Origin of the sequence: Aquimarina sp. RZ0, assembly GCF_008370685.1 — a bacterium.
Classification (GTDB): Bacteria; Bacteroidota; Bacteroidia; order Flavobacteriales; family Flavobacteriaceae; genus Aquimarina.
In genome coordinates, this window is record NZ_VTZU01000068.1 from 1 (window position 1) to 12545 (window position 12545).

Consider the following 12545-nt stretch of genomic DNA (forward strand, 5'->3'; position numbering starts at 1 on the left):
GCACTCTTGTTCATGATAGATTTAGTAGTTATTTTAGTTATCAGTGTGGACATAGCCTGTGCAACGCACATATTTTGAGGGATCTGATTTATATAGAAGAAGCTTTTAATGCTCCCTGGGCAACCAAAATAAGAAAACTACTAGTACGTGCCAAGAAAAAGAAAGAGCAAGATCCTGATCTGAAATCTTCATATTATACAAGGGCATTCAACACCTTTACTAAAACAATACGGCCCATTATCAAAGGCTATGATAAGAAATTCAAGAAAACTGATGAGCAACGTTTGGCTTTTGCTTTAGAAAAACATAAATACCTCTTTCTTGAATTTATCAAACAACCTTTAGTGCCTTTTGATAACAATCAGGCGGAACGTGATTTAAGGATGATCAAGGTCAAACAAAAAGTGTCGGGATGTTTTCGATCACAAGATCATATCCATTACTTTTCCAGAATCAGGGGATACATCTCAACACTTAGAAAGAATAAGCAATCTATATTAGAATGTCTTATCAATGCATTCAATGAAAAACCATACATCCCAATGAAGGGTGAATAGTTACGAATAATAAATTACAGAACAAATATATCTGATTATCAATTAGTTTTTACTATGTTTTTCGGTTTTTTAAAAAAGTACAGGGCACTTGAAAAAGGAAAATTATTTTCCCAAAATAATACAAGTCGATGTTTCCTTTTTTTAATCAAGCACCCGGTACGTACTACACAAAAATTAACCTAACCAAATCTGTGTGCATTCCAAGAGGTAATTTTTTCAAAGAAGATATTATACAAACTATAGAAGAATTAAAACACAAAGAAAATACGAGAGCAGACATACTCTATAAAATGGGTTTTAGTAAATTAGCTAGCAAGAACATATTAGATATTAATTTTTAATTAATACTAACTAATATTTTTATGTCAAAAGCATCAAATACACCACATACAACACTTTAAAAAGCGTTTCAATTAATCTATAAAAAGATTATCAGACAACAAACATTGACAAAATTACAGCAACAACAAAAATAACTAAAGGTGCCTTCTTTTATCATTTTAAAACAAATGACGAAATGGGAAGTACTATACTTACACAACATTAAAAATGGTGTAAACTATAGATTTTTTACAATCTATCAAAATAAGGTTTCCCACAATCAATTTACTCTTATAGAAACGGAAAAGGCTTTCTTTGGATTCAATTTGTTACTACGCCTGATACTCATAAACTGAATTTTCCTAAGTTCACAAAATTTGTTGACGGTATCAAACTTGTTTAATAAATAGCTGGTTTTCAAAATTGTTACTATGAAACTAGCGCAACGTATAGTGTCAGATCAAAAGATAATTTCCTTTTTGGGATGGCGCTAAATTTTTATACATTGAACAAGAAATAAATTGGTACAAGCATATTTGCCTTACTCCGATTTCATAGTTAACCTTATCACACATTAACCGATTTAAAAAATGTAATAGAATGAACCGTGAAATGATAGATATAAACGATTGCACAATTTTATTGGAAGAGGCTGCTACCGATAATACATTGATCGACTCATGTTTTTTTGATGAGCCAGTTATTGCGATCGCTTTTTACGGTGCAGGTGATGTTAGCCTAAAAGTTAAATACAAGGGAAAAACCAAAGAGTTCCAACATACAAAAGGTATGGTTTTGTCATTTTATGCTGATGAGAAAGTTGAATTTGAACACTATGTTTCTACAAAAAAACCTTTGCAATGTATTGTAATTACAACCACTATTAGAAACTTGGACAAATTGCCCAACGGTGAAGGTCAATTTTTAGAGCAATTCTTATATCAACTTGTTCATCCCAAAGATCATTATGTAGAAGGACCCGTGTTTAATATGACCCCGGAAATGTTCTTATTGGCTGAGCAATTCTTTACTAATAAATATGAAGGAAGCCTTAAAATGATGTTTTATAAAAGCCACATGACTGCTTTACTTTCGCACTATTTTGGACAATTGGCTATTCATAAGGCAACTGAAATAAATGCTTCACAACTTAAAAAGATAAATCTTGCACAAGAAATATTGTTGTCTGATCTGGAAAATCCCCCTTCCTTAACCGAATTGGCACATAAAATTGGAATCAATACCAATAAACTTAAAATAGAATTCAAAGCACAGTTTGGTGTTCCGGTTTTTAAATACTTACAAAACGAACGCTTAAAGAAAGCCCAAAAATTAATCAAAAACGAGCAAAAAACCATTCAAGAAGCTGCCTGGGCAGTAGGCTACGATAGTTTAGGCTCCTTCTCCAACGCCTTTGAAAAAAAATTTGGCTACAGACCCAGTCAGGCATAAAATTCTTTTCGAATAAATCATAATTCTTTCTGAATAAGTCACTGGTTTACAGTCGCTATAAATTTGCTTCATAATTTAAAACTAAGAATTATGATTAGCAACAGATTATTTAGCATTATATGCGCCATTTTAGTTTGGATTTTAGGTGTTAGTTTTTATCTCTTATCATTCTATATACCCATTTTAGAAAACCCTGAGCAACAATCCAATATTGTACTGATATTAACCATTATTCCCAGTGCTTGTATAGGGACTTATTTGTTCTATAACAAAAGATGGATGAAACCATCCGCATTGGCACTTACGTTTATAATTATGGCTATTATATTGGATGCATTAATAACAGTTCCTGTCTTTGCTGTTCCTAATGGAGGTACCTATTCGAAGTTTTTTGGAGATCCTGTGTTTTACACCATTATCGTCGAATATTACTTCATTGTATTATACTATGGAAATTATTTAACAAAAAAAATAATAGCATGAAAACCTGTGTTCTTTTTATAACAGTTTTATTGAATGCGCTTTCTACAGGTTTTTTCTTCGCCTGGTCTGTTTCGATCATATTAGGAACAAAAAAAGTAGGTGATTTGTCTTATTTGGAGACTATGCAGCATATTAATAGAGAAATCTTAAACCCAGCATTCTTTATAGTGTTCTTTGGAAGCTTGATTACCCTAATTATTACTGCATACCTACAGTTTAACAACAATCCTGTGTTTTGGTTGGTCTTAGCATCAGCAATCATTCATCTAGTTGGCACTTTTGGTATTACAGCCTTTGGAAATGTTCCTTTAAACAATGAATTAGACGCGTTGAACATTCACAAATCTAGCCTATTAGAGCTAAAGAATTTCAGAACCTATTATGAAAATACCTGGAATCATTATCATACCATTAGAACCATTTCAGGTATGATTTCATTTATCCTATTACTGATATCAACATTTATTCAAAAAATATTTTAAAACAACTCATTATGAAAACAAATATTTTAGTTATTGGCGGAACCGGTAAAACTGGTCGCCGAATCGTAGAACAATTAAAAAACAAAGGGATCGAACCTAGAATTGGCTCAAGAAACGCATCACCAAGCTTTGATTGGGATAATAAAGATACTTGGGTAAAAACCTTAAGTGGCATCGAAAAAATGTATGTTACCTATTATCCAGATCTGGCTGTTCCCGGAGCCAAAGAAGCCATCCTTAGTTTAACCATTTTAGCCAAAGAATTAGGAGTCAAAAAAATGGTTTTACTTTCTGGAAAAGGCGAAACCGAAGCAGAGGCCTGTGAAAAGATTGTCATGGACTCTGGTATGAATTATACTATTGTTAGAGCTTCTTGGTTTAACCAAAATTGGAGTGAAAGTTTCTTTTTAGAACCTATTTTATCTGGAGAGGTGGCATTACCAATGTCTGATGTTTTAATTCCATTTGTAGATGCCAATGATATTGCCGAAGTTGCTGCCACTGTTTTACTGGATGATAGCTATAATGGTGAAATCATTGAAGTAACAGGTCCAGAATTAATTACTTTTAAGGATATCATTAACATCATTTCAAAGACCAGCGGCAGAAGTCTGAACTTTTACGACATCACATTAGAACAGTATGTAGATGGAATGAAAAAAATGCAAATGCCTAATGAGGCTATTTGGCTAATTGAGTATTTATTTAGTCATGTGCTAACTAATCCAAAAAATCAACAAGTTGTTAACGATATTGAGCACGTTTTGGGTAGAAAAGCAAAAACATTTTTAGAATATGCCGAAAAAACTGCTAAAACTTGGATTTAGAATCAAGTTAAAATAAAATAACTTATAACGTGTATCGCTATTGCCGATGAACTTAATTATATCTGAATTTATTACAATTCACTATATTTATTTTATATCGAAATATTCTAACTGATTTTCCGAAACAAGCCATACAAGAACCAGCTACCCAAAATTTGTTTCATCTAATCAAGATGCACGGCAACAACAACTAACACCATAAAAACATAAGTCTTTAAGTATTAAACCAAAAGATTTATGTTTTATTTGCTGAAAACTACCAAATTTTTAATTTGGCTTTTAAACTGAAAAAATAAATCAAAATATAAAAAATGACCCTCTGACAAATACGAAATGTAGTATCTGTTTACATAGTACGCTCCGTCATCTGAAAATTTACTAATTGATTTATTGGATAAACTATTAACAAAAAAACACTGAGCGCACAAAATTAGATGAACACCAAGGATTCCTTTAATTTTATTGTTTTGTTGCACTATACACGAGCCGCGATAACGTATATGATTTTGACATCCAGTTCTGCAAACTATTGTTCTTATGTATTTTAATAGTATACGCTTAGGATGTAAGAAGTGTTATCATTTTTTTAGTAGTGATGCTCTGTTTCCTTTCAGTTTTAGTCCTTTTTTAAGAACTTAACAATAGTTTTGTTCTTTTCTGCTACTTTTATTTCTTAATTAAAAAGTTGCACATACCAAACATTACCATTGCAGGAGCAACTCAAAATTAAAAAAACCGTGGAAATTGAAGAGAAAATAAATTTTGCAAAAAAAGAATTAGAAGCTGATCTGAAAAATAAAAACATGGCATTTCTCATAGAAATGATGTCCTCCAGAGAAAACTATTCACCTTTAATAAAAGAATGGAGAAAAAATGTAACCAGTAGTGTAGATCTAATTAGCCATTTTGCGTATGTAAAAGCGAGATCATTAAATAAAAATGAAAACAAAATGGAACTATTGGAACTGTTAAAAAGTAAAAAATACATAGATCATAAAGAATACATCTATTACGCTCTTTCATTTTTTTGTAAAAACACTCATGATATTGATCTTTTTAATTTTTTAATGGAAAAACTTAGCCATGAAAAGCAACAAAATTGTAAAATAAATATTTTGTTGGGAATTGATGAAATGAATAAATGTTTTGGAAATATAAATTTAACGCCAATTGTAGACCTAATAGAAAATCGCTCTAAAATTATTAAAATTAGTGCGCTTAGAGCATTAAAACACACCTGTAAAGATGGAATAGAAGATATATTATTAAACCTATTTACTACAACAAATAAAAGCTACATAAAAGATATTATATGCGACCCTCTTAAAAGTATTGGAACAAAAAAATCAATCCCTATTTTAGAACATGCTTATAAAAAAACCAGAGATACTTTCCTTAGAAACCAAATAGTACATACGGTAGAAGATATTCGAAAAAGAATTGAATCTAAAAATTGAAAATATCTATTCAAAAAGTAGATATCTAAAACAGGAACTAATTCTTGGGTTTATATTAGAGTCTTCTTGATTTCCTGATTCAGACGAAAAATAGTATTTTTTTGATCAATTGAAGTGTTTTTTGCACTTCATAGCAGCACCGAAATAAGAAAAAGTCGAAAATTGAGTCAAAAAGAGCATTTTTACAGCAGATGAAAAAAGTATAAGCCACTTTGGATTCTGAATTCGAACAGACAAAGTTTCACATTAATTATGTAACAATATTTTAACTCAATCGTCTAGAGATTATGAAAAGATTTTTAAAAACCCACACCTCCATTATTTTATTACTAGTTTCTTTCAGTAGCTTTTCCCAAAATAATACTTTCTCTATTTCTGGTCAGGTTTTAGATGTAGAAACTTCTGAGCCAATACCCTTTGCTTCTGTATATATTAAGTCAGAGTCCATAGGAACAATAACAAATAATGATGGTTTTTTTGTTTTCCATATACCCGTTGGAAAAGAAGAAAGTATCATAATAGTTTCAATAATTGGTTATACATCAGTATCAAAAAAAGTAAGTACTTTTAATAAAAATCAAAAAATATTCCTTTCAGCAAAAGCCACCAATCTTGACGAAGTTGTTATAATGGCTACCAAAAAGAAAGAATTTACAGCTAAAGAAATTGTAAGAAAAGCATATAAGGAAATCCAAAATAACTATCCTAACCAACCCTATATTCTAGAAGGCTATGTAAGAGACCTTCAAAAAGAAGACGACAGGTATGTTGAGTACCTGGAATGTGCTACAAAACTTTTTTATCAGGGCTTTAAAACTAGAAGAGAACCAAGGGTTGAACTGTTGGAAATAAAAACAAATTATTTGGGCGATAAGCACCCATGGAGTAAAAATTCAGAGCGTAAAAATTCGATTATAGATTTAGTCGAAGACGATTTAATTCGCTTTGATTACGGACCTATAAAAGGAAAAAATGGATGGAAATATGAATTAGAAAGTGTATTGCCATACGACAATGGACTGGTTTATAAAATAAATGGTATCGACAAACCTTTTCAAAGTTCTACGCTATTTATAGATACACAAACTTATGCATTTGTAAAAATTGAACTAACAAGAGCGGCGATAAATAATAGATCCTGGGTAAGAAGGTTTACAAATGGGGCACTTCAGGTATATTATAATTTGGTTTTAGAGTATCAGGAATACAAAGGAAAAATGTATCTGAAATATCAGAAAGAAGAAGATCAATGGCGAATTTTTAAAGGCTTTGAATCAAAAAAAATACTTTTTACACAATATCCTAAAAAAGAGCTTTTTATAAATAAAATAATAATTGATGATTTGGATAATTATCCGTTTAATAGTAATATGGACATTGGTTCTAGTATTGAAAGTCAAGCAAAAGAATTTAATACAGAATTCTGGAATTCTTATAATATCCCAATGGAAACAGCAAAAGAGAGTAAAATCATATCAGAACTACAAAATAGGACTAATTAGCGTGAGTTCATGCTGGAATTGTTCATGGTACCTCCTTTAAATCAACAACTCGTCATCAGTGAATCTAATTTTATATTTAAGTATTTTTATGGCATCAATAATCTAAAAAAAAACATCTTATTTTCTTTTTTGTATTCTAAAAGCTAAATTCTTAATTTAGTAGAGCTAAAGAAAAGAAAGATGATATTTCCAAAAACTAACATTGAAAAAAAGCTTGCTCGTCTGAGAGATAAACAATTTGATGAGACTACATGGAAGCTGCAAGTACTATCCATATTAGAATCTAAGGATAAAGGCAATGACAGGATTATAAATACACTCGTAAATAAATCTACTACTGATCATAATGAACTTATTTTTGATCAGTTAGAAACTCATAATATTTATCATATTGATCAGATCAAAAAAATTTGTATTGATTATCGATTACGTTTTTTAGACACTAAATATTTTAAAGGAAAAACCCCGGAAGAAGCGCTACGTGCCATTGAACAAATTGAAAAAAATCATGGAGTTGAGCTAAAAGGCTTTAAAATTATTGCTCCCTCTAAGCTTTTTAAACTTGCAAACGCAGATGATCCTTTGCTATTTGCTCCTATGGGAAATGACTATTATTACTTAATTCACAAATGGGGTAATGATTTACATCCGTTTCGAAAATGGATGATGTGGTTTTTTAAAAGTTTTGAAAACTTATTATTCCTTACCTTTATTGTAAGCCTTTTACTTACTTTTATGATCCCTGACGGGCTGTTTAGTAAAGAAAAAACTACCTCTACGTTTATAATGGTATTTCTTTTCATGTTCAAATCCGTGGCTGCAGTCGTTTTGTTTTATGGCTTTGCCTTGGGTAAAAACTTTAATACAGCAATCTGGGACAGCAAATATTTTAATGCTTAAAATCACACTATGTATCTGGGAAATAGTCATAAACGGCCATATACAGGTAACATGATTACCCTACAATTTTTACAAAAACACTGTACACCCCTACAATTCATATTAATTCGCATATCAGCAATGAAACGAAGTTTGATATACTTAAAGGTTTTGTTGCGTATGTTCTAGACACTATTCAATTTTTAATAAAAAAACTATTGTAAATACCTATGGAAGAAGATGAAAAAACACCTCGTAAGACCTGGGATCTTATGATCGGATTAGCCCTAGTACTTTTTGGAAGTTTTAGACTGTATAATTATATGCGTGAAGATCAGGATTTTAACTTTAGAATATTATTTACAGGTATCTTTATTATTTATGGCTTTTTTTTGATTTACAAGTATTCTCAGAATACTGATAAAGAATAGGATGTTTTCTTTTACACAATTTGTTGTCTGCTATATAACAGATCAGGCTATGCTGATTTTATTATTTCGAAAATCCATGCTTTTTCCTGATACCTTTAAATAGCACTCTATCGTTATTTATGCTTGATGCACCTTCCTTTTTTAGTGTTCTTATCCAGATCTATCATACTGATTTAAAATTGTTTTTAACCACGCTATCTTCCATTGAAAACAGAGAACAATTCAAATCGTTTTACTGGGTTTTTTACCTGTTGACCATCAAGAATACTTTTATAAAATTTTGTAGAATTATTTCCATAATATTCTATTATATATTCTGCAAACTTCTCCTTGCTTTTAAAATTATAATAGAAAGAATTTATAGGGTAATTCGATTCTTTTAAAATCTCCTCGGTACCCGTATGTGATACCCTATAATTTTAAAATAACCCCTGCCCTACTTTAATAACTGATTCTTTATCATGTTTTTTCATTTTAATGTACCAATCAGTACATTTTTTTTAAAAAATAGTTGCTTTTCTATGAAAGAAGTCTATTTATACTAACATATATACATAATCCGAAATGTAATCAGCTTACTGATGTTGAGGTAATACTAAAATTCGTGTAGCTTATAACCTAATCTTTTTTTCAAATAACCTAAACCCGCCAAATACTCCATATCCTCCATCTCCTTGTATATTATTAGGTGGAATTAAAGGTTCAAAAAACAGATCACTTGCTGCTTGATCTTCATTAATAAAAGAAGCCCTTAAAGTCTCATATATCAATTCTTCTGTATTTGCAACTCTAATAGTAACTTCCATATTTTGATTTGCGTTAAAAACCTGACCATTTACGGATATGGGAATGCCATCTCCATTCACATCTGTCACAAATTGCTTACTACCAAAATCAACAAACGTTGCTGTAGCATCTGGATTATCAAGATTTATAACGGTTCCACCTACAACATAAAAACTATTTTCTCCTACAACATCATCAAATTGGATGTTTAGGAATTTTAACGAAATACCTCCTTCATTTATGATTTGGGAGCTAGTAGTTGTTATATCATCAATTATTTCTGTAGGAATAATTGATTGTGCTGTAAATTCTTTGCCTTCTGTGACAACTTTTAAACCATATTTTTGTCCGGGGATAATAGGGAATTCTGACGCTTCAATTTCATAAGCTCTGCTTTCTGACCTATATGTAAGGACTATCTCATTTTGATTTTCATTCATAATAGTAACCATAGCGTTTTTTATAGTTAAAGCATCCCTCAAATCAGCTGTTGTAAGGTCTGATATATCCTCAAAAATCGAAACAGTTTTTGACACTCTGATTCTGATGACAGGTTCTTCTGGAGATAAAAAACCATTGATTAATACAAATTGCGTTCTTCCTGAAGGTCTGTCATCAACTTCTTCTCCGAAATCGTCACAGCCTAAATATAAAAAACTAATCAATACTATAAAATAATACTTCATACGCTAAAATTTTAATGTATAATTAAACGATGGAATAAGTTGTAAAAAATATCTTTTGAATAAGGAATTTCTAATATTTGGAGAATTCTCTGCTATCGATGTTTCATAATAAAAAGGATTTTTTCTGGCATATACATTGTAAATAGAAATCCCCCAGGTTCGCTCTCTATTGCGTTTTGTTATTTTATGAAACTGTATGCCCAGATCCAATTTATGAAAACTTTCTCCTCTAAAATTATTCTTATCCACATTAAACATTGAAAAATCTGATCCAAAGGGGTCTGTATCTATAGGGAAATCATCTGTTGCTGAGACTCCTAAAATATTTGTAATATTATAATTAATTCCTGTAGAAAATACCCAACTACTGGATATTGTTATTTTTTTACTGGGTTTGTAAATCCCAACAAGTGAAAAATCATGTCTACGGTCATATCTTTCTTTAAACTTTTTCCCGCCGTTTAGTTCATCAAACTGCCTTTCTGACCAGGATAGTGTATATCCAAGCCAACCTGTAAATTTTCCTCTTTTTTTTCTTATTAAAAATTCACTTCCATATGCCCATCCTTGTCCCGTAGTGATTCCATTTTCAAAATCTACTGTTTCAAAGGAAGTTACAATATCTTCTATAACTCCAGATCCTCCTAAAAAAGATGCTCCTTCTTTTAGAGAAATCACATCATTCAACTTTTTATAATATCCTTCTATTGTCACGGTATATCCATTATTATCAAAATCTTTTGCTAACCCCAATGTGACTTGCTCTGATACCTGTGGTTTTAATTTATCTGTAGAGGATATCCATAAATCTGTTGGTAACCCCAATCCGGTATTTGACAATCTATGAATGTATTGATTCATTTTTACATAAGAAGCTTTTATACTAAATAACGGATAAGGTCTATATGCTCCTGAAAGCCTGATTTCTGGTCTAAAATACCCGGAATTTCTATGCTGAAAATGACTTAACCTAATACCAGGATTTATACTTATCTTATTACTTACTTTCCAATCGTCTTCAATATACAAACCACTTTCTAAAGTTTTAATTTCTTGCTTATTCGTAATTATATCTGCTGCCGAATTTGAAATACGAATCTCTTTTGGTGTAAAATTATGATAAGTTGATGCGAGACCAAATTTTATTTGATGTCTGGGGTTTGGGAAATAACTAAAATCAGACTTAATCCCGTAGTCATTTATTCCTGAACTCGTATTAGAAAATGCCTCTGCGCTATTTGCACTTGTAGCAAGCGTATTACTTTCTGAATTTACAGCAAACTTATAATTACTAAAAATCAATGAAGTATTAGAAAATAATTGATCACTAAATTCATGATTCCATCGTAAGGTAGATGTGATATTGCCCCATTCTATTTTTTGTGTTGATTCAATTTCTTCTCCCTGAAGAGTTACGCCAATAGATTTGTTTCTGAACTTATCCTGACCAAAATAAGTACTCCAATATAGCTTATTCTTATCATTAAAAACATGATGGTACTTGGCATTGACATCTGTAAAATAATAAATAATTTTATCTCTACCATTCTGAAATGGCAGTGATACCAAATCGGCATACGTCCTGCGCCCACTTAGGACAAAAGAAGACACACTCTTTTTTATAGGACCTTCCAGAAGAAATGATGAAGATATCAACCCAATAGTAGCTTTCCCATTAAATTTTTCTTTATTCCCGTTTTTTGTATCAATTTTTATAACAGAAGATAACCTCCCTCCAAAACGGGCTGGAAATCCACCTTTAAAAATATTAACAGACCTGATAGCATCTCCATTAAAGATAGAAAAAATCCCAAAAAGATGATTCGAATTATATACGGTAGCCTCATCTAATACGACAAGATTTTGATCAGGAGTACCCCCTCTAACATAAAAACCAGCAGAACCCTCATTTCCTGATTGTATCCCAGGTAATAACTGTAATGTTTTAAGAACATCTTTTTCTCCCAAAACCACCGGAATATCTTGAAAAACAGATGATTTTAATCTTTCTGAGCTTATCTGAGTAATGTTACTTTGCTTTGTCTCGTTATCAGAATTAACTAATACTTCTTCCAGATGTTGTGTTTCTATATCCAGACTAAGGTTTAGATCAAAGTTTTCCAGAAGATTAATTTTCTTTTCTACTTTTTTATAACCTTCAAAAGAAAAAAGCACCGTATGATTACCTTCTGCCAGAGTAATTGAATAAAACCCATAATCATTCGTTATTGTACCAACATTTAGTTCCGGAATATAGATTGAAGCACCTGGCAAGTACTCATCACTTCCTTTTTCAGAAATATATCCATTTAGTGTATACCTGTTAGGTCTTTTATAGATAAGAAGTTTTTGTCCTAAAACCTTGAATTTATAGCTTTGTGAAGGAAAAACACTTCTTAAAATCTGATGCAATGGTTTTTCTTCAAAATTAATAGAAACAATTTTAAAAATATCAATAGCATCATCTGAGTAGGCTATGGTAACCCCTGTTTCTTTTTCTAATAAATCAAAGAAATAAGCGATTGAAACGTCTTGTTTTGATATGTTTATTTTTTTATCTAGAATAGATTCTTGAGAATATCCACTAAGACATCCTACCACTACAATTATACATATGAATCTAAAAATCCCTAACCTCACAATTATTCAGAATCAGTAATTCCGCATTTCAGACTCAACTCT

General features: G+C 31.0%; 11 protein-coding genes. 9 read left to right on the forward strand and 2 right to left on the reverse strand.

Going from position 1 to position 12545, the window contains the following annotated elements:
• From F0000_RS21040 to F0000_RS21090, 9 genes are all read left to right on the forward strand, one after another.
• The coding region (locus tag F0000_RS21040) for a transposase (RefSeq protein WP_149626698.1) at nucleotides 1-557 on the forward strand (557 nt) is incomplete at its 5' end.
• Between the two features lie 921 nt (nucleotides 558-1478).
• On the forward strand, nucleotides 1479-2330 hold the full coding sequence (locus tag F0000_RS21055; protein ID WP_149626699.1) for an AraC family transcriptional regulator: 852 nt from the start codon (nucleotides 1479-1481) through the stop codon (nucleotides 2328-2330).
• A gap of 90 nt (nucleotides 2331-2420) precedes the next feature.
• Complete coding sequence (locus F0000_RS21060; protein WP_149626700.1) at nucleotides 2421-2813, forward strand: DUF5367 family protein; 393 nt, start codon at nucleotides 2421-2423, stop codon at nucleotides 2811-2813.
• Entirely contained in the window at nucleotides 2810-3295 is a 486-nt protein-coding gene (locus tag F0000_RS21065; protein WP_149626701.1) for a DUF1772 domain-containing protein, read from the forward strand. The genes F0000_RS21060 and F0000_RS21065 overlap by 4 nt, the downstream gene beginning before the upstream one ends.
• Nucleotides 3296-3306: 11 nt before the next feature.
• Nucleotides 3307-4122 (forward strand): SDR family oxidoreductase, encoded by an 816-nt coding sequence (locus F0000_RS21070; protein ID WP_149626702.1) that lies wholly within the window; start codon nucleotides 3307-3309, stop codon nucleotides 4120-4122.
• Between the two features lie 737 nt (nucleotides 4123-4859).
• Nucleotides 4860-5579, forward strand: coding sequence for a HEAT repeat domain-containing protein (locus F0000_RS21075; protein WP_149626703.1), 720 nt, complete (start codon nucleotides 4860-4862; stop codon nucleotides 5577-5579).
• A 287-nt stretch (nucleotides 5580-5866) separates the two neighbouring features.
• The gene (locus F0000_RS21080) at nucleotides 5867-7081 is read left to right on the forward strand and encodes a carboxypeptidase-like regulatory domain-containing protein (protein ID WP_149626704.1); all 1215 of its coding nucleotides are present in this window, start codon (nucleotides 5867-5869) and stop codon (nucleotides 7079-7081) included.
• 180 nt (nucleotides 7082-7261) lie between these two features.
• Nucleotides 7262-7981 (forward strand): hypothetical protein, encoded by a 720-nt coding sequence (locus tag F0000_RS21085; RefSeq protein ID WP_149626705.1) that lies wholly within the window; start codon nucleotides 7262-7264, stop codon nucleotides 7979-7981.
• Nucleotides 7982-8190: 209 nt separating this feature from the next.
• Nucleotides 8191-8391 (forward strand): hypothetical protein, encoded by a 201-nt coding sequence (locus F0000_RS21090; RefSeq protein ID WP_149626706.1) that lies wholly within the window; start codon nucleotides 8191-8193, stop codon nucleotides 8389-8391.
• 611 nt (nucleotides 8392-9002) lie between these two features.
• Here F0000_RS21090 and F0000_RS21100 read toward each other — a convergent pair.
• On the reverse strand, nucleotides 9003-9863 hold the full coding sequence (locus F0000_RS21100; protein WP_149626707.1) for a DUF4249 family protein: 861 nt from the start codon (nucleotides 9861-9863) through the stop codon (nucleotides 9003-9005).
• A 3-nt stretch (nucleotides 9864-9866) separates the two neighbouring features.
• Nucleotides 9867-12503: a TonB-dependent receptor gene (locus F0000_RS21105; RefSeq protein ID WP_223148932.1), complete on the reverse strand. Its 2637-nt coding sequence runs from the start codon at nucleotides 12501-12503 to the stop codon at nucleotides 9867-9869.
• Nucleotides 12504-12545 lie beyond the last annotated feature (42 nt).

What these genes read in the sequence shown, in the direction of transcription:
- F0000_RS21055 (WP_149626699.1), top strand. Translation starts at nt 1,479, where the DNA reads ATGAACCGTGAAATGATAGATATAAACGATTGCACAATTTTATTGGAA.
- F0000_RS21060 (WP_149626700.1), top strand. Translation starts at nt 2,421, where the DNA reads ATGATTAGCAACAGATTATTTAGCATTATATGCGCCATTTTAGTTTGG.
- F0000_RS21065 (WP_149626701.1), top strand. Translation starts at nt 2,810, where the DNA reads ATGAAAACCTGTGTTCTTTTTATAACAGTTTTATTGAATGCGCTTTCT.
- F0000_RS21070 (WP_149626702.1), top strand. Translation starts at nt 3,307, where the DNA reads ATGAAAACAAATATTTTAGTTATTGGCGGAACCGGTAAAACTGGTCGC.
- F0000_RS21080 (WP_149626704.1), top strand. Translation starts at nt 5,867, where the DNA reads ATGAAAAGATTTTTAAAAACCCACACCTCCATTATTTTATTACTAGTT.
- F0000_RS21085 (WP_149626705.1), top strand. Translation starts at nt 7,262, where the DNA reads ATGATATTTCCAAAAACTAACATTGAAAAAAAGCTTGCTCGTCTGAGA.
- F0000_RS21090 (WP_149626706.1), top strand. Translation starts at nt 8,191, where the DNA reads ATGGAAGAAGATGAAAAAACACCTCGTAAGACCTGGGATCTTATGATC.
- F0000_RS21100 (WP_149626707.1), bottom strand. Translation starts at nt 9,863, where the DNA reads ATGAAGTATTATTTTATAGTATTGATTAGTTTTTTATATTTAGGCTGT.